Origin of the sequence: uncultured Dokdonia sp. (genome assembly GCF_947492815.1) — a bacterium.
GTDB lineage: Bacteria > Bacteroidota > Bacteroidia > Flavobacteriales > Flavobacteriaceae > Dokdonia.
Genome location: NZ_CANLOB010000003.1, coordinates 45,135 through 63,246, shown reverse-complemented (window position 1 = coordinate 63,246; position 18,112 = coordinate 45,135). Strand labels below are relative to the sequence as shown.

The following is an 18,112-nucleotide window of genomic DNA, read 5'->3' as shown; positions in this document are numbered from 1 at the left end:
AGTAATGAAAACAGAAACACTACACCCGTCATTTGGAATTCTGGTAACAGCAGAAAACGGAGAACACTTTTCAGATATTTCTACAGAAGAAATACAAGCTTTATTTAATGAACATCGTACTATTTTATTTAGAGGTTTTAAAACTGATATTTCTAGCTTCAAAGAATTCACACGTCTATTTACAGGTGAGTTTTCAGATTATAAAGGAGGTGGATCTCGATGGAAAATGATTGATCGTAAAAGTGTAGGAAATGACAAAACAGTCATGACTACTACTGGAGCAAATCAAAGTTTTGAAATTCCATTACATGGAGAAATGTATTATATGGATACTCCTCCAGAACACATCTGGTTTTATGCTGATGTAGCTCCAACAGAAGGAGGACAAACAACTATTTGTGATGGGATCACATTATTTGATCAACTAGAAGAAGATGTAAAAACATTCTTTTTAGAAAATCAAATTCAATATCAACGATTCCTATCAGATGGTGTATGGCAAGACACTTTTCTTACAGAAGATGCAGCAGAAGCAATTGCATTTTTGGCTTCTAAAAAGAATATTGCTAAATACGATAGTAAAGACAAGTCATTCAAGGTAACATATAATTGTAAGCCTTTAGTAAAGCATCCCATTACTGGAAAACATGCCTTTATAAATAATATTCTATACATATATATGGCAGAATGGGCATTTACTTCTGGGTGGATTAAGGGACATTTAAATGATAATACAACACAAAGTCCAATTATAGTACGACTTGGTGATGGTTCTAAAATACCATATAGTATCATTGAATCTGTAATGAAAACTGCTGCTAAAATCACATACAATATAGATTGGCAACAAGGAGATCTTGCGATGATAGATAACACTAGTGTCCTCCACGGAAGGAGGGAAACAGTAGATGGAGTTCCTCGAAATATTTTAGTACGTATGGGAGATCCTATACATAAAAACACAGAAACGGCTTCTATATGAGATCAAATGTATTTATAGAAAACACACTATTTAACACCTATCCTTCTATTGTTCACGCACATGGAAGTCATTCCTATAAACCTAATTGGCAACCTATATTAGATAGTTTTTTTAGTACTCCAAAACAGACTATAGGAGTAACCAAAGATCTTACAATCATTACCTGTAATAACGGGCATCCTGATATGGGACTTTTAGAACGTAGCTTAGACCATTTAGGGATTCCATATAAAGTTTCAGGACGTGATTTTAATCCATGGATCAATAGTATTCACAAGCCCTTATCTATTACAAATGTACTCGATGAAATTACAACTCCATATGTACTATATGCAGATTCAAGAGATGCCATTTTTGTCAATGACCCGTCACAGATTTTAGATATTTTCAAAAGAGAATATGATTGCAAGCTAGTTTTTGGAGCAGATCGTCTTAACTGGCCTCCTCTAAAAGAATTTGAACGTTTTGAAAATCTAATTGCGAGTAATTACCCTGGAGATTTCAATTATCTAAATGGAGGGTTATGGATTGGTGAAACTAAATTTTGCAAATCCTTTTTTGAGAAATCAAAGCATATTAAAGGAGTTGAAAAAGCAGAAGAGTCAGAACAAGGAATTCTTAAAAAGCTTTTTATGGAATATTACCCTGAAGTACAATTAGATTATACCTGTAATATGTTTCAAAACATTGGTTTTGTCTCTGCTTCTATTTTTAATTACAACCAAGAACTAAGTACACTATGAAATTTTTTGTCATCAGTAAACCTATAGCTGCAAGGCACCAATCTACAACTGTAGAAAAAGTAAGAAAACAGCAAAACACCATCCAACGGTTAAAGGAAGATGGAATCTTAGATCAATGTTACACTATGGTATCTGGAGGAACTGTATATATTCTTAATGCAGAATCATACAATGTAGTACATCAAATGATACGCAACAGTAGTCTAGGAAATACTAACGAAATAAACATTTATAAAATAAACGAGAATATATAAAAAATGATGTATCAAGGCACAAATATAGATGGCCCTTCATTAGCGCCTGAGCAGCTTAATATCAGAGGTAAAAACCTAACCAGTCTCATTCAAGAATCCTCTTATCTAGAAGTTGTTCATCACATCATTACAGGAGCCTTTCCTTCTGAAAAGGAACTTAAAGAAATCCATCATTTCTGTAATCAATCGTTACACAGCATTTTAAACAATACTGAAGCAATTGCCCTTATTAAACAACAAGCATTTCAATCAAAAGATATTACAAAAACAATCATCCAAGGGTTATTATTAGGGTTTCAGGAAGAGTTTAATATTGTCTTATCTTCTCAAGAAATAACCTATGATAAGGATACGGCATATGGATTATTTTTAATAAGTACTATTCCCTTATTTGTAGGTATTGCTATTCAAGAAATTGAGAAAGAGAATATAGGCTCGTTATCCAGTATTCATCTTGAGCAATCTTATACCGAGAATGTATTTCAATTATTTTTTGGAAGAACAAATACAATTAAAGAAGAATTAATTCTTTTTGAAAGCCTTCTAATTGCTTGGCATGCTGGTTTTGGTCACCTCACTCCAAGTGTGATGGGTCCAAGAGTAGCTGCAGGCACTTACTCATCTATGGAAATGATACTTATTACAGGGTTTACATGCTCTGGCCCTTTTCATATTGGCGCTTCTCAATTTGCCTTCTCATTCTTAGAAAATTATAAAAATGACACTCTGGAAAACACTTTAGAAGCTATTAAAAGTAAATTGGCATCTAACGAGAAGATTCCTGGATTTGGTCATCCTTTATTCAAAAAAGATCCAAGAAACAATACACTTCAAGAAATATGGAGTAAATGTATTAGTGATAAAAGACACATCAAAAAATATAATGCTATTTGTTCTCTATTAGAAGAAATAAAAGGACTACAACCTAATATAGATTTTATAACTGCTGGAATACTTTGTGAGTTTAGTGCTACTCAAGCCACATTAGCTCCAAGTATTGCTCTTTTTTCAAGAGCATCGGCAATACTAGCTCACGCAAAAGAGAAAAAACAAAAACCTCCATTTGGATCAAAGAGTAAAGATGCTCGTAAACATCTAGATCAATTATCAATGGGATGGATATAAATTTTATACAATGAAAGATACAAATCTTAAAAATATAATGCCTGCAGCAGCATATGAAGCCTACACTTCTAAGTATTTAAAACCTTGGGATGATATGCTTATTAAAAGATGTATACAAGAAAATAATTCAGAAGCATCTAATGGAAAATTACTAGATGTAGGAACAGGTACTGGTGTTTTACTTGAAGAGTTATACAAAACACAAAGGTTTGACAATTTTGAACTTATTGGAATTGACTACTATAAAGACAATGTAATAGAAGCCAATGTTAAGTTTGCAGAACGTTCTCTAGACCATCAAATCAAAGTTTTTGAAGGAGATGCACATGCTCTAGATTTTCAGGATAATAATTTTGATATGGTCATTAGTCGTGCAACGATTCATCATTTAAAAAACCCGATAAAAGCATTACAGGAAAAGTATAGAGTTCTTAAACCAGGCGGTGTTTGTTTAATTCATGATATGAGACGTGATGTCCCACAGACAATACTCGATACTTTTAATGCACTTAGACAAAAAGTAAACTACCCACCTACCAAAGTACACGAGAAATATACCGTAACAGAGATGAAAACATTCTTACATGAAGCAGGTCTAGCAGATTGTTCTTATGTCTATTCTGAAGATGAGGGGATGGCTGCTTTAGGATATGAAGTAAAAATTTGGAAAAACTAATCAGTAATATATTTTGAGTTCAAACACACAACATATAACCACTACAAAACACGCTGTACAGGCTATTTCATATATAGGCTATAGAGGCCAAGGTATTCAGGATTTTTGGCAACAAACTCTTTTACCTGACTTTGAACTTGAGAACAGCATTAAAAAATACACAACTCAAGAAGTTATTGATCTAGCTATCCAGAATATCATAGTACAATCTCCTACCATTTTACGATCTTCATATGATCTTATCATATTGATAGAAGAAAATAGTACAGATCAATATATCATTAATATTGAGAAAGCAATTAAGAACTCTAATTTCAATCCTCAAAAGGTAACTGTACAAAGAGCTAAAGAAGCTGATTTTATACAAGAGTTGTATACGACACCCAACACAAAGACTACCATTTTTGCTAGTTTATACGAAAGACAGGCATCTAATGAAGCTATTTTTCTACTTCTAAATGAGCAAAACAGTAAATCATTAGGTACTATAACCGAAGTATCTAATACATTATCTATAGAAGAATGGAATAGTGAGATAGGTACCGCTAAGTATATTGATATCTTACAAAAAGATCAATCGGCTCCTTTATATCAAAAAGCGACATCCACAAATACCCTTGAAAATTTTAAACATTACTACTGGAGTACTTCTCAATCCCTTCTTTTTGAATCATTCCTTTCTATCTCACGTTCCATTTTAGCGAGTTATTCGGAGTTACTTCCAGCATCAGAAATAGGAGTCGACGATACTGTAAAACATTATAAAAAAGTATTCCCTTGGTTTCATAGCATTCCAGAGATTAAAAGAGAAAGCATAAGTTGTCTTATCACTTCTGATAGTGCTTATAAGATCACCATTCAAGAAGCATCAAAAAAAGAACAGGCGCATTTATTTAGTTTAGATAAGCCCCAATTATTATTATTTAGTGCTGTTAATCAACCTAGTTTATTACATCAGTTAGAAGAAACTCTTCTCTCTCTTACAAATCAGGAAGAGGACGTGTATACGCTTTCGCGAAAGCTAAATCAGCAACATCACCAATCTTATAGGCTTGTTTTTCCTGCAACTCCTCTTACTATCATAAAAAAACTAGAAGAGGCCATCACACTATTAAAAGAAAAAACGATATCTGGGTCTCATTCTAAAAAAGGAATTGTTTATGGTGTACATCAGACTAAACCTAAAATAGCATTTACATATCCTGGACAAGGTTCTCAGTATACAGGTATGTTACAAGAACTCTCTTTACATTTTTCTGACGTTAGGTCCAGCATTTCAGAATTAGATCAAGCTCTATATGGAATTAATGCGCTTCCTAATAGTATGATTGTGTATCCAACTGAGGGCGCAAAAACTTCTGAAGAAAAAGAAATGCTTCAGAAAGAGCTATTCAATATGGAAGGCGGAGCTACAAATATTGTGATCTCTAGTGTCGCTCTATTTGATTTATTAAAAAAATGTGGTGTATCTCCTGAAGTACATATGGGGCATAGTCATGGAGAAAACACAGCTCTGAATACTTCTGGAATTTTATCTAATGATAGAGCTGCCTTCTTTGATTTGGTCACCGAGATAAGCAGACGTGGTTCCGAAGGTATTAGCGAAGGAGAAATACCGGTAGGTAAATTTATATCTGTAGCATTATTTCAACAAAATATAGATGCTATCCTAGAAAAATATAAAGAGGATATCTATATCGCTATGGATAATTGTCCGCATCAATTTGTAGTTTTTGGAAAAAATGAAACGATTGATGATTTTCAAAAAGAAATAAGTGATGTAGGAGCTATATGTATTTCCTTACCATTTGACAGAGCTTATCATACCCCTTTCTTTGAAAGAGAAATGCGCTTTATTCAGCCTATTTATGACAGTATTGATTTATATACACCTACTGCAAAAGTATTCAGTTGTATAGATCTTGAATATTTCCCTGAAGATCCTATCGTCATAAAATCGAAGTTAGGAAGACAGTGGACAAATTGTGTTCGTTTTAGAGAAGCTATAGAAGTTCTTCATCAAGATGGTATCAATAGATTTATAGAAGTAGGCCCAGGAAGTACACTTACTGGATTTACAAATGACACTTTAAATGGAAAGGATTTTAAAGCGTTTGCTTGCGACATCAAACAAAAAGGAGCACTTAAACAGTTACAATTCATATTAGCTAAGTTATTTGTAGATGGTGTTGATATTACAGTAGCTCCATTTCTTAAAAAGGAATCGTCTGTCACATCGCTTCCTCTCCCTAAAAAAGCCATTGCAGCACCTCAAATATCAAACACACCTCCATCTGCTCAACAACATATTTTAAAACAGCATTTTGAATTGATGAATCAATTCTTACAACAGCAAGAGCAAATTTCTAAGCAGGTTTTTGGAAGTCATCATATTTCTATTCTTTCTCCTCAGGAAGAGCAACCTCAACCAATACTTCCTCCCCTTTTGGATCGTATAACTACATCTACACCAGATGAGGTTGTTTTTGAAAAGACACTTACGCTCGCTACAGATTTGTTCTTAAAAGATCATACGCTCGGTCGTTTTTCTGATCCAGACGAGATTCTTTCTCCATTACCCGTAATGCCTTTTGTGACTACTATGGAAATTATAGCAGAAGCAGCATCACATTGGGCAACAGATACTCTTTTTGTCACAAAACTTGAAGACATCCGCGGTCATAAATGGATTGCTCTAGATCAAGAAACATTACATCTTATGATCACTGCAAAAAAAGAAAAGACTACCACAAATTCTCAGAAAATAAAAGTCTGTTTGTATATAGATAAAGTAATTCCTACAAATAAGGTCGCAGAAGGAACAGCTATACTTTCTAGAGAATATAAAGCAGCTCCTAAGGTACAACTACCTGAAATGGAAATTATAAATTATCCAACTTGGGATGCAAAAAATTTTAATGAAACCTGTTTATTTCACGGACCATCTTTCACAAGTATGGATCGTTTACAATCTGTAGGAGATACAGGAATCATATTAGATCTTAAAAACCCTACTCAGAAACGTTTCGTAGCAAATAATGAGGATCCAAATTTTAAAACCCCAGGAGCTATTTTAGACGCTTCTGGACAAATGGTTGCCTACTGGCTTGTTGAGCAAGGAGAAACACATTTTGGTACATTCCCATTCTATGTTGCTTCTTTTGAATTATATGCTCCACCTCAATTAAATGAGAATCAGAAAATAAGTTGTAGTGCTCAATTTGAAAAGAACAACGATATCATTACAGGAGATTATCAATTCTACTCGAATGATCAAGTATTATTTAGTATTCAAGGATTGCATTCTAAATACTATGATTTTCCAACCAAGTTTTTAAACTGTTTGTATTGGGAGGGCGCAAATTCTTATCTCTCTACTCCTATTTCTTTACAATCTGACACGCCTATCCAAGCCAGACGCATCACTGATTTACCCAATGGCTTTCTCGATCAAGGAGGAGAAGTTTGGTTAAGAGCCCTAGCTCATATGATGTTATCTCAAAAAGAGAAAGATACTTGGTATGCATTTCCAGAAAAAGGAAATCGCAGAAAAGAATGGTTATTAGGAAGAGTTGTAGCCAAAGAAGTCGTAAGAACTTATGCAGATCAACATTATTTTCTAGCATTATCTCCAAGAGATATAGAAATCACAACTTCTGAACTAGGGAAACCTCTGGTACATTGCCCTGCATTAGAAAACGTAGGGACTATTCCTAATATTTCTATTTCACATTCATTAAGTACAGCTATTGCTGCTATTACACCTCAAGAAATGCTTATAGGAATTGATATTGAACTCATTCATAAGAAAGAAGAAGATTACAATGTAAACCTTGTATTTGATGCGCAAGAAAAAACACTTCTACAAGGACATTCATTACTTCCCTATTTCTGTGCAAAAGAAGCTGCTGCAAAAAGTATAGGCATCCCATTTTTAGGAAGCTATACTACTTGGAAAATTACCTCTTTTTCTGAAGAAGCAGTAACAATACAACACGAGAATGAATTCCTAGAAGTAGCAATATATAAAACCGATACAGAAATCATAGCGATCTGTACACATACCGTAGAAGAACAATTATTAAACAATTAAAACTCAAGATTATGAAACTAACAAAAGAAGAAACGGAAGGAAAAATCATTACAATTCTTGAAAACTTTGTAGAAGATTGGGATTTAGATGAAGAAATCAATCAAGAGACAAAATTAAATGAAGATCTGTGTTTTACATCTGTAAACATGATTCATTTTATGGCAAACATCGATATGGAATTTCAAAAAAAATTCCCTTTTGAGCAATTGATCATGAAAGATGGAGCATTCAAAAACGAACTTGAAGTTGATCAACTTGTAGATTATATATACCAAAATCAATAATATAAATATCCCCCTCTCATGAAGCACCTCGCATTTTATAGTCATTTTCACTTTGGACTGGGTCATGTATCACGAACAACAGCTATTATTAATGCTGTTGTTGAGCAAGACCCAGATATAACCTGTACCTTATTTGCAGACCCTTTAAACAAGGTTGATTTTTTTATTCATCCTAATATCCAAATTGTTGAGTTGCCTAAAGTTCCTGTAGATCTACATGATTTTACACTTATTAGGACAAAAATTATGGAACGCACTCAGATTATTGTTTCCTATTTTGAAAATCATTCTATAGACGTGTTTCTAACAGATCATATGCCATATGGCATGTATGATGAGTTTATTGATCTTTTCAAAAAGACCATTAAAAACAAATGGCATACTCAGTTTATTTTAGGAGTTCCATATCCATTTCATAAGCGTTTTGCACCTAGAACTCCTCACTTAAAAAAATTACTAAGACTATACTCACATGCTTTTATTTATAGTGATCAATCTTGGTATGATTTTGAATTCAAGTATTCAGAAGGAAACATGATACAGTATCATACAGGAATTATAACCAGACCTGTGGCGTTTGCTCTAAAAAATGAAGAACAACGTAATCTATCTTCCAATAAATGCATCGCCGTATCTGTGGGAAGTGGGATTGTAGGATTGGAATTATTTGAGAAAGTGTTGCAAGCCACCAGAGTGCATCGTGAACATAATGTGACTTTAAAATGGGTAATGGGGCCATTGGGAGATAAGATTGCTTATGAAAAATTATGTATTGGTGAGAAAAACATTACACTACTTACGCAAGCAAGTTTGCAAGAACTTACACATGATGCTGATGTCATAATTGCTAGAGCTGGATACAACTCTGCGTTTTCGTTAGTAAGAAGTAGATTACCTATCATTTTCATTCCATATGTTGGTCAAGATGACGAGCAAGAAGTTCGTGCTTTAAGATTATCAGAAACAGTAGAAAACATCTGGATTCTTAGAGAACATAATAGCCAATTAGCAACAAAACTTGAAGCCTTAATTCATAAAGGGCTTAAGGCTCCATTACGATCACATGAATTACCATTTAGAATAGACGGAGCTACCCAAGCTGCTAAATATATGATAGACTTAGCTCATAAAAATCAGGCCTCTTCTCATAAAGTAAAAGCAAAAAAAATACTTACAATACATGCAGATGATCTTGGACTTACAAAAGGCGTAACTCAAGGTATTACTACGTCTATTACAGATGGGATCGTAACAGATACTGCAGCTATGGTTTGTATTCCTAATGCAGAAGCACATATTACCAAAGTAAAAGACACTCTAAAAAATAGAATCGGACTCCATTTACAACTTACTGGAGGAACTCCTTGTTTAGACCCTAATGAGGTTCCTACACTAGTAACTTCTAATGGTAATTTTCCTCATAAACGTTTTAAATTATCAAAGAGTTTAGATATATCACAAGTTGAAAAAGAATGGGAAGCACAATTAAAGAGGTTACAAAGTTGGGGAATTCAACCTGCGTATGTTGATAGCCATCACAATGTTCATTTACTTCCAAAATTACTTCCTGTAATTGCAAATTTTGCTAAAAAACATCAACTATATGTGAGGTCAGGCGATTCTAAATTAATACATCATTATTTTAAAAGCCAAGGCATTACATCTTCAGAATACACAGTAAGAAAATGGTATGGAAATCAATTAAGCAAGGAATATTTATTGAACCTAATAGATGAAGGTTTTCAACAAATCAATAATGAAGGGGTTTTAGAAATTGCTTGTCATCCAGGGTTTTCTGATACAGAATTAGAACATCTATCTACCCACAACAGGCATCGAGAAACAGAGATAAATATATTAACAGACAAGGAATTGCCTAATCTATTAGCAGAAAGAGGAATTACCCTCTTGTCTACTCACGAGATTACGCAACAATTAGAATATACAAATACATAAAAGGAGGTGGTATACGCTTTCGCGAAAGCGTACTTACCAACATCTCTTTTTTAAAATATTAACGCCAAAGAATAGATACTCATGAAAACAATTAATCACGCTATCGTAGGATGTGGAAGAATTGCGCCAAACCATGTAGATGGCCTCACTCGCATCGAAAATGTAAAAATCAGCTATGCTATAGATAAAGATATTGAAGTTGCAAAAGCATTTGCCGAACGTTTTGATATTCCCAACTATACAGATGATTATGCCAAGGCATTGGAAGATGACACATTACATAGCGTTTCTTTAAATGTCCCTCATGATCTCCATGGATCTATGGCACAACAAGCTGTAGAGGCAAATAAACATGTATTGCTCGAAAAACCCTTTGTTATTAAACTTGAAGAAGGAGAACAACTTGTAGAAACTGCAAGAGAACGTGGTCTTATTGTTATGCCTATTGTGCAACATCATTACGATGTACTACTCATTAAAATAAAAGAGATGATTGATTCTGGTGCTATGGGGACAATAAGTATGTTGAGAGGTCATCTAGAATGTAATCGTCCACCATCATATTATTCAGAAAGTGAATGGCGTGGTAGTTTACGTCGTGAAGGAGGGTCTGTACTCATTAATCAGGCATATCATGTGTTAGATCTTATGATATGGCTTTGTGGTTCTGTAGATAATGTTATGGCTCATCAACATACCACCAATACAGAAGTAATGGAAACAGAAGATGTTTTCACAGCTTCTTTACGATTTAAAAATAGAGCTCTAGCATCTCTAAGTGTATGTGGAGCTGGAGGATCTTCTTGGAGGAATATGATTGAAATTATAAGTGATAAAGGCGTTATTTCTTTTGACATTTCACATCCTAACCAATTATTTCGCTTTGAGTTAAAATCTAAAAAGGAAATGAAATTATGGAGAAAGCAATTCTCTGAAATATTAGATGCGCCTCAATCTTCTTCTGCGGGAACAGATTATTATGGCATCTCACATAGACCACAAATCAAAGCATTTATAGAAGCTATACAAGGTTCTATAGATATTAAAGATGATCAACAACACGCATTAAATATTGTAAATACTATTGACGCTCTATACACATCATCAAGACAACAAACTTATGTTGATGTACAAGAAATATTAATTAACACCAATAGCTATGCTACTACATAATACTTGGAAAGGACATTATACTGAGATAAGAGAGGAAGATAAATTATCTGTCATAAAGACTATTGATGAAAATCAATTATCTATTGTTTCGGGTGGATTAATGGCTCGTTTTGAAAAGCGGTTTGCTAAATTTTCAGGAACTCAATACAGTGTTGCTTTTAATAGTGGCACTTCATCTATTCTTGCTGCTTTATGGGCGGTAGGTGTTCGTAAAGGAGATGAGGTTATTGTAAGTAATTATGGGTTTGAAGGTACCATTGCTCCTATACTCACTTTAGGAGCTAGTATTGTTCCTTGTGATATTCAAACAGATACATTTACAATTGACCCACAAAGTATTAAGGAAAATATTACTTCTAAAACAAAAGCAATCTTTGTTCATAATCCTTGGGGAGTTCCAGCAGATTATAATGCTATAAAAGAAGTCACGTCTCTACCTATTGTTGCTGATGCTGCACATGCACATGGAGCAATGTATAATGAAGAACCTCTAGCAAAAGCAGTTACTATTGCTTGTTATTCATTAGGTCTCAATAAATTAATTACAGGAGGTGAACTAGGATGTGCAGTTACAGATGATATACAATTACGAGATGCTATGATTACCTATGGCCATATTAATCGTGCTCCTATGGATCTTAAAGAAAGTGACTGGAAAGGAAATGCGGTAGGGTTAAAATTACGCCCACATCCATTTGCTATGGCACTGGCTATGCCTCAAATAAAAAGATATGAGGAGAAAAAAGAATTTCTAATAGCAACATGTCAATCTATTGAAGAAATATTTAAAAACCATGGGTTTATCCCTCAACAGGTTTTTTCAGGTTCTACTAGGGTGTACTGGCGCGTTATTTTAAAAATAGATGAGCAAGTCTATAAAAATATATCTACAGAAACTATTGAAGTATATTTAAAAGAACAAGGCATTCCTGTAGAGAAAAATCATTACTGGCCATTACTAAGTGAACGGAGTATTTTTAATTGGGAAGATTATAAAGAGTCTTTAGTAAAAACATACACGCCTAAAGCAACAGTAACTGTCCCTAGAACAATTACACTTCCTGCTCCTGTCATATTACCAAATGAAGAACTACATCGTATTAATGATGTACTTTCTGGAATACAAAAACTTACAGAAGAAATTGCTATATAGTAGTAATATCAATGCATAACTTAGATAAAAAAAGAGGTATGTATGCCTCTTTTTTATAATGACATTATTAATATTTTGATCACCTATTCATCATCTAAGTCAAAACACTAACTACAAACTATACCCAATAAAAGGTATTCAACTTCAAGGCAAGCTCCAGAGCCGATAAAAGGAATTGCCACAAGGGTCGAGCTATTAAATCCAAATTTTGCTGAAAAAGAGAGATTAGCCTCACTGTCCGTAGAGGCGGGTTTAACTATCTATTTTGTATCCGTCTTACAGACTTTACAAAATAAAAGGTATTAAACCCCAGGGCAAGCCCAGGACCCAGTAAAAGGAATCGACCCAAGGGTCGAGGTATTAAACCAAGATCCCGCTGAAAAAGCGGGATTAGTTCAACTATCTATTGTGTATGCGTCTTACAGACTTTACAAAATAGTGTTTCACTAATAAATTACTATATTGATTCTTTTATTAGAAACCCTAGAAGAGACAAGGTAAAATGGCATGAAAAATACATTTGCCATAAATAGAACATCTATAATTATCAAATACTCACTACCTACTAATGGATATTACCCAAATTCTCGGTTACATTAGTGCCTTGTGCATAGGTATCATCCTAGGCCTTATAGGAGGTGGAGGTTCTATATTAACGGTACCTATACTCGTATACCTTTTGTATTTGAATCCTGTTACGGCAACAGCATATTCTCTTTTTGTAGTAGGTATCTCTGCTCTTGTAGGTGCTATTCATAATATCAGAAAAGGATTGGTAAACTTTAGAACTGCTATCGTTTTTGCTATTCCTGCTTTTCTTGCTGTATATACTACTAGAAAATTTGTAGTCCCTAATATTCCTGAAGAAGTAATTACTATTGAGGGTTTTGTAATTACCAAAAGCATAGGGATTATGATCTTTTTTGCTTTTATCATGTTACTAACATCTGTTTCTATGATACGTTCTAAACGTAAAAATGATCAGCAAGAAACTAAAGTGAGTTATAATTACCCTTTAATTTTTATAGAAGGGATTGTTGTTGGTTTTTTAACAGGTATTGTCGGAGCAGGAGGAGGTTTCTTGATCATTCCTGCATTGGTATTATTAACAAAGCTTCCGATGAAAAAAGCAGTCGCTACTTCACTTCTTATTATAGCCATAAAATCATTAATTGGTTTTATAGGTGATATTGAAAACCTAATGATAGATTGGTCATTTCTTTTAAGCTTTACAAGTATTTCTGTTGTAGGTATCTTTATTGGAATGTGGTTGACTAATTTTATAAATGGCAAGAAACTTAAAAAAGGATTTGGATGGTTTGTACTCATTATGGCAATCTATATTATCGTTAAGGAGTTTACAAAATAACAAGGTAACTAAAGTTACTTTTTATTAAAGGGAAGCTTGTTTATTTTGCTTTCGCGAAAGCGTACCCACACACATTAAATCCTGAAAACTAAATATATAAACATAGAAATCTTAGTTTTTACAAACTACTATTGAAAGAAAGAATATTAATAATAATACAAAATTTCAAAGCTATTAAAAATGCTAAAATTCTTGTAACTTCGTATGCTATGACCTACCAGTATAAAAGAAAAAGACTCATGAAAAACATATGGTTTATCACACTTTTTATGCTTTGTATTGCTTGTAATGCACAAGAAAACAAAGACATTCACATCATAGATATCCAAACTCTAAAAACATCTGTTATAGGTAAAGATGTGCAACTCGTAGATGTACGATCTGCAAGAGAGTATAACTTAGGACATATAGATGATGCTATCAATATTAATATTGCAGATAAAGAAACATTCAAAAAAGAAATTCAAAAACTTGATAAAACAAAGCCTATTTATATCTACTGCCATGCTGGTGTACGAAGTCATCGTGCTAGTAAACTCATGGCTGATTTAGGTTTTACCAGTATTTACGACTTTAAAGGAGGTTGGAGCGAATGGAAAGGTCAATAGATAAAACATTGTAAGATACATATGGCGCAATTTAACGGAGATTATTGGGAAAATAGATATCAGGAAAATACTGCACGATGGGATTTGGGCAGTATCTCAACACCTATAAAAGAATATATCGACCAATTAAAGGACAAAGAACTTACCATCGCAATTCCAGGTAGCGGTAACGCTCATGAAGCTGAGTACCTTTTTAGAAATGGGTTTAAAAATGTATATGTAATCGATATTGCGATATCTCCTTTGCAAAATATACAACAACGAATCCCTTCATTTCCTAAAGAGCATCTTATTCAAGCTGATTTTTTCACCTTAGACATGAACTTTGATCTTGTTATTGAACAAACATTTTTCTGCGCATTATCTCCTAATTTAAGACCTGCTTATGTAAAAAAGATGCATGATGTATTGGTGCCTACGGGTAAAATAGTAGGGTTATTATTTGATGCTCCTTTGTATGAAGATCACCCTCCTTTTGGTGGAAATAAAAAAGAATATCAGACATTATTCAACCCCTACTTTGATATTGATATCATGGAACCTGCTACAAACTCTGTTGAAAGTAGAGCTGGACGAGAGTTATTTATAAAAATGTATAAAAAACAACACTCTTGATTGCAAAAGCTTTAGATCAGTATTTCCCAAAACTGGCAAACATGCCAGCACTTAAACAAGATCTTGTTGCCATAAGTAATGTTATTACACTTGAAGCTGGAACCGTCATCTTAAAACAAGGTGGATATGTAAAGCTTATTCCTTTACTGCTCTCTGGTTTAGCTAAAGTATTTAAAGAAGATGAAAATGGTCATGAGGTACTTCTCTATTATATTAAACCAGGAGAAAGTTGTGTGATGTCTGTTACCACAATGGTTCGTAACGAGACGAGTCAAGTAAAAGCTATTATTGAAGAAGATGCTCAAATAGTTGTTATTCCATCAGATAAAGCCATGATGATTGCTAAGAAGTATCCCAAATGGAATGAATTTATTTATGATCTTTTTAATGTAAAGTTTGAAGAACTACTTAATGTAATTAAAATCCTTACTTTTTCTAATAAAGATATTCGATTACTAGAGTATTTAAAAAAAGAAGCTTCCCTTAAAGGGAATAAGCTACTTCATACCACGCATCAACATATCGCTTATGACTTAGGATCTTCTCGTGAAGTGATCTCTAGATTACTCAAAAAGTTAGAAAACGAAGGCAAAGTCATCTTAAAACAGGGAACTATCAAAGTGCTCTAAGTGACTATTCTTTTGTTTTTTTAGTTCCAAACCCATACGTATTCTGTCCTATAAAATCTTTTGGGAAATTCTCATCACCTTCAAACCCTAATGTAATTTTACCACTATCTTCAGGGATATAATTTGTTTTGAATAGATAATCCCACACACTTAGACTAATACCAAAATTAACGCCATATTTACCTTCTGGTAATACATATGCATGATGATACAAATGCATTACAGGATTATTGATGATATACTTTAAAGGACCCCACGTAATCTTAATATTGGAATGATTAAAATGTCCTATCAAAATGGCTATAAAATGAACGATATAGGCTTGCTCTGGTTCAAATCCGCCTAAAATCATAATCCCAAAAGTCTTTAAAGGTTTGTAAAGTACATTCTCCATCCAGTGATATCGTAAATGTGCTGCAAATCCCATCTCTTTAACGCTATGGTGTACTTTATGAAATCTCCATAGCAATGGAAACTTATGAAGTAATGTATGGGTAAACCATTGCACAAAATCTAACACTATAAAAAATACGAGTAACTGTAACCACATTGGCCAACTTGATGGGTCTATCAAAGCTAAACTTTTAGATGTGATCGAAATATCACTAAACAGTACCTCCAACACTTTATAAAATCCACTAATTGCAATAGAGAAAATGAAAAAATTAAAAAACATATAAAATCCATCTAACCAAAAGTCTTTTCTAAATATAGATTGTTCTTTTCGCCAAGGGAATATAATTTCCAACCCCCATATGATAAGGGAAATGAAAATAAGTCCGTAAAAATAATTGGTATACCAAGGCACTTCAAATAGTATGGATTTCCACGTCCAATCTATAGTTCCTAAAAAAGCGTCTACAAATGCATCTATATACTTCATTATTCTTCTTTTGCTTTAAAAAGCACAGCCATTAGGTTGTGGTGATTGGTTTGCTAGTTCATTTGCAAAATCTTCAGAAATCATAAAGGTTGTAAACCCATTAGCAACAGAACCTTTATACCCATTTACACTATAGCCTGTAGTATTCATATGAACTCTCACGATAACTTCTTGATTAGCAATTATGTTCATTGTACTTCCTGAGCGTACAAAAGGTTGTTCATTTACATGACTATGCGCTAAAATTCTTCGGTAAATAAGTGTTCCATCTTCAGCAACAACCTCCCACCAATTGGCATATTGATCACATCCTGTATCTGGGCTAGAAATCCCTACATTAAAGGTATAGGTATCTCCTACTGCTGTAGCAACTACACTTACAACAGCTGCCTCTACTGTATTTTCTTGGATTATATCTTCAGATGTGCTTGTACGATCATCCTGATGACACGCTCCCATATATAGCATCGCAATTATGAATACAACAATTTTCATTCCTCCTAGCATATAGTTTATTCCAAAAATACTAATAAGTCAGTAGCTATTGTGTAACAAAAGTCACCAATCATAGTATTATCACTCTCTACTAGTCGAAAAAGTACATACATCATTTCTATGATGTAACATATGTCACAGGAATTGTCTGTACTACATTTTACATTTGCATTGTTATAATTTATGGAATGAAAAAAGGAATCAAATTACTATTAGTATGCTTGATATGTTCTGGCATATTTACGGCTATTTATTTCTTGATAGAACATACTTAAAATATATTATTATGAAAAAGAATATGGGATCTGTAGATCGTGTTGTAAGAATTCTTATTGCAGCCGTAGTGGGCATACTATTTTGGCAACATATAATTAGCGGGACATTGGCCTATGTACTTCTTGCTGCTTCTGCGGTATTTTTACTTACAAGTTTTATTAGCTTTTGCCCCCTTTATGCTTTAGTAGGCTTAAAAACCACTAAAGAAGCTCCTAAGGATAAATAATTAGGTATAAAAGCTCGTGATAATACGCGAGCTTTTATAGTATCTTGTCAGTATGAAATTACAAACAGCAGATATTACTTTTGTCTTGATTCAATTTGTGTTGTTTTTTCTATTCATTCTTGATAATTCACTATTACAATTATTACTTCCTAGCATTGTCATAAAAGCAGGAATTATGATGGCTATAACAGGTCTCATAACGATAGGTATCGCACTACTCCAACTCAATAAAAACCTATCTCCTTTCCCTTCTCCAAAATCAGGGTCTCAACTTATTCAAAGCGGGCTTTACAACTACATACGACACCCTATATACACAGGCATCCTACTTCTTTTTACAGGTTATAGTTTCTATATATCATCTGGATATAAATTATTGATTACGATAGGGCTTTTAGTCTTATTTATCTTCAAATCTCGTTATGAAGAAAAGCGACTAACACAAACTTTTAAGGAGTATTCCAACTACAAAAAAAGTACAGGTCGTTTTTTACCCAAAATAAACCGTTGATCGTTCTTTTTAGAACGTGTAGGGTTCTAAAAAGAGATCATTACATAGTATCTTTATAGTG

General features: G+C 33.6%; 18 protein-coding genes. 16 read left to right on the top strand and 2 right to left on the bottom strand.

Annotation, left to right across the window (positions count from 1 at the left end):
* The first annotated feature begins 4 nt into the window (after positions 1-4).
* From Q1A01_RS04695 to Q1A01_RS04630, 14 genes are all read left to right on the top strand, one after another.
* The gene (locus tag Q1A01_RS04695) at positions 5-982 is read left to right on the top strand and encodes a TauD/TfdA family dioxygenase (RefSeq protein WP_299676740.1); all 978 of its coding nucleotides are present in this window, start codon (positions 5-7) and stop codon (positions 980-982) included.
* Entirely contained in the window at positions 979-1,725 is a 747-nt protein-coding gene (locus tag Q1A01_RS04690) for a glycosyltransferase domain-containing protein (RefSeq protein WP_299676738.1), read from the top strand. The genes Q1A01_RS04695 and Q1A01_RS04690 overlap by 4 nt, the downstream gene beginning before the upstream one ends.
* The gene (locus Q1A01_RS04685) at positions 1,722-1,979 is read left to right on the top strand and encodes a hypothetical protein (RefSeq protein ID WP_299676736.1); all 258 of its coding nucleotides are present in this window, start codon (positions 1,722-1,724) and stop codon (positions 1,977-1,979) included. The genes Q1A01_RS04690 and Q1A01_RS04685 overlap by 4 nt, the downstream gene beginning before the upstream one ends.
* A gap of 3 nt (positions 1,980-1,982) precedes the next feature.
* Entirely contained in the window at positions 1,983-3,104 is a 1,122-nt protein-coding gene (locus tag Q1A01_RS04680; RefSeq protein WP_299676733.1) for a citrate/2-methylcitrate synthase, read from the top strand.
* 10 nt (positions 3,105-3,114) lie between these two features.
* The gene (locus Q1A01_RS04675) at positions 3,115-3,780 is read left to right on the top strand and encodes a class I SAM-dependent methyltransferase (RefSeq protein ID WP_299676730.1); all 666 of its coding nucleotides are present in this window, start codon (positions 3,115-3,117) and stop codon (positions 3,778-3,780) included.
* A gap of 13 nt (positions 3,781-3,793) precedes the next feature.
* Entirely contained in the window at positions 3,794-7,873 is a 4,080-nt protein-coding gene (locus Q1A01_RS04670; protein WP_299676727.1) for an acyltransferase domain-containing protein, read from the top strand.
* A gap of 11 nt (positions 7,874-7,884) precedes the next feature.
* On the top strand, positions 7,885-8,157 hold the full coding sequence (locus tag Q1A01_RS04665; protein WP_299676724.1) for a hypothetical protein: 273 nt from the start codon (positions 7,885-7,887) through the stop codon (positions 8,155-8,157).
* 18 nt (positions 8,158-8,175) lie between these two features.
* On the top strand, positions 8,176-10,113 hold the full coding sequence (locus Q1A01_RS04660) for a ChbG/HpnK family deacetylase (protein WP_299676721.1): 1,938 nt from the start codon (positions 8,176-8,178) through the stop codon (positions 10,111-10,113).
* An 81-nt stretch (positions 10,114-10,194) separates the two neighbouring features.
* The gene (locus Q1A01_RS04655; RefSeq protein ID WP_299676718.1) at positions 10,195-11,286 is read left to right on the top strand and encodes a Gfo/Idh/MocA family oxidoreductase; all 1,092 of its coding nucleotides are present in this window, start codon (positions 10,195-10,197) and stop codon (positions 11,284-11,286) included.
* Positions 11,273-12,439, top strand: a complete 1,167-nt coding sequence (locus tag Q1A01_RS04650) for a DegT/DnrJ/EryC1/StrS family aminotransferase (protein WP_299676715.1) — start codon at positions 11,273-11,275, stop codon at positions 12,437-12,439. The genes Q1A01_RS04655 and Q1A01_RS04650 overlap by 14 nt, the downstream gene beginning before the upstream one ends.
* A gap of 568 nt (positions 12,440-13,007) precedes the next feature.
* Positions 13,008-13,808 (top strand): sulfite exporter TauE/SafE family protein, encoded by an 801-nt coding sequence (locus Q1A01_RS04645; RefSeq protein WP_299676712.1) that lies wholly within the window; start codon positions 13,008-13,010, stop codon positions 13,806-13,808.
* Between the two features lie 239 nt (positions 13,809-14,047).
* On the top strand, positions 14,048-14,416 hold the full coding sequence (locus Q1A01_RS04640; RefSeq protein WP_299676709.1) for a rhodanese-like domain-containing protein: 369 nt from the start codon (positions 14,048-14,050) through the stop codon (positions 14,414-14,416).
* Positions 14,417-14,437: 21 nt separating this feature from the next.
* Entirely contained in the window at positions 14,438-15,031 is a 594-nt protein-coding gene (locus tag Q1A01_RS04635; RefSeq protein WP_299676706.1) for a methyltransferase domain-containing protein, read from the top strand.
* Positions 15,028-15,660 carry a Crp/Fnr family transcriptional regulator gene (locus tag Q1A01_RS04630; RefSeq protein WP_299676703.1) on the top strand — a complete coding sequence of 211 codons (633 nt, stop codon included), beginning with the start codon at positions 15,028-15,030 and terminating at the stop codon, positions 15,658-15,660. Before Q1A01_RS04635 ends, Q1A01_RS04630 begins: the two co-directional genes overlap by 4 nt.
* 4 nt (positions 15,661-15,664) lie before the next feature.
* Here Q1A01_RS04630 and Q1A01_RS04625 read toward each other — a convergent pair whose 3' ends face one another.
* Positions 15,665-16,546 (bottom strand): sterol desaturase family protein, encoded by an 882-nt coding sequence (locus Q1A01_RS04625; RefSeq protein ID WP_299677369.1) that lies wholly within the window; start codon positions 16,544-16,546, stop codon positions 15,665-15,667.
* A gap of 12 nt (positions 16,547-16,558) precedes the next feature.
* On the bottom strand, positions 16,559-17,038 hold the full coding sequence (locus Q1A01_RS04620; RefSeq protein ID WP_299676700.1) for a hypothetical protein: 480 nt from the start codon (positions 17,036-17,038) through the stop codon (positions 16,559-16,561).
* Between the two features lie 286 nt (positions 17,039-17,324).
* On the opposite strand from Q1A01_RS04620, the gene Q1A01_RS04615 reads away from it, so the two are divergent.
* Together Q1A01_RS04615 and Q1A01_RS04610 are read left to right on the top strand one after the other, a co-directional pair.
* Entirely contained in the window at positions 17,325-17,540 is a 216-nt protein-coding gene (locus tag Q1A01_RS04615) for a DUF2892 domain-containing protein (protein ID WP_299676698.1), read from the top strand.
* A gap of 52 nt (positions 17,541-17,592) precedes the next feature.
* Positions 17,593-18,051 (top strand): isoprenylcysteine carboxylmethyltransferase family protein, encoded by a 459-nt coding sequence (locus Q1A01_RS04610; RefSeq protein WP_299676695.1) that lies wholly within the window; start codon positions 17,593-17,595, stop codon positions 18,049-18,051.
* The last annotated feature ends 61 nt before the right edge of the window (positions 18,052-18,112 follow it).

Coding starts and splice junctions, on each gene's coding strand:
- Q1A01_RS04650 (WP_299676715.1), top strand. CDS start 11,273: ATGCTACTACATAATACTTGGAAAGGACATTATACTGAGATAAGAGAG.
- Q1A01_RS04685 (WP_299676736.1), top strand. CDS start 1,722: ATGAAATTTTTTGTCATCAGTAAACCTATAGCTGCAAGGCACCAATCT.
- Q1A01_RS04695 (WP_299676740.1), top strand. CDS start 5: ATGAAAACAGAAACACTACACCCGTCATTTGGAATTCTGGTAACAGCA.
- Q1A01_RS04680 (WP_299676733.1), top strand. CDS start 1,983: ATGATGTATCAAGGCACAAATATAGATGGCCCTTCATTAGCGCCTGAG.
- Q1A01_RS04660 (WP_299676721.1), top strand. CDS start 8,176: ATGAAGCACCTCGCATTTTATAGTCATTTTCACTTTGGACTGGGTCAT.
- Q1A01_RS04665 (WP_299676724.1), top strand. CDS start 7,885: ATGAAACTAACAAAAGAAGAAACGGAAGGAAAAATCATTACAATTCTT.
- Q1A01_RS04655 (WP_299676718.1), top strand. CDS start 10,195: ATGAAAACAATTAATCACGCTATCGTAGGATGTGGAAGAATTGCGCCA.
- Q1A01_RS04640 (WP_299676709.1), top strand. CDS start 14,048: ATGAAAAACATATGGTTTATCACACTTTTTATGCTTTGTATTGCTTGT.
- Q1A01_RS04645 (WP_299676712.1), top strand. CDS start 13,008: ATGGATATTACCCAAATTCTCGGTTACATTAGTGCCTTGTGCATAGGT.
- Q1A01_RS04635 (WP_299676706.1), top strand. CDS start 14,438: ATGGCGCAATTTAACGGAGATTATTGGGAAAATAGATATCAGGAAAAT.
- Q1A01_RS04690 (WP_299676738.1), top strand. CDS start 979: ATGAGATCAAATGTATTTATAGAAAACACACTATTTAACACCTATCCT.
- Q1A01_RS04615 (WP_299676698.1), top strand. CDS start 17,325: ATGAAAAAGAATATGGGATCTGTAGATCGTGTTGTAAGAATTCTTATT.
- Q1A01_RS04610 (WP_299676695.1), top strand. CDS start 17,593: ATGAAATTACAAACAGCAGATATTACTTTTGTCTTGATTCAATTTGTG.
- Q1A01_RS04675 (WP_299676730.1), top strand. CDS start 3,115: ATGAAAGATACAAATCTTAAAAATATAATGCCTGCAGCAGCATATGAA.
- Q1A01_RS04620 (WP_299676700.1), bottom strand. CDS start 17,038: ATGAAAATTGTTGTATTCATAATTGCGATGCTATATATGGGAGCGTGT.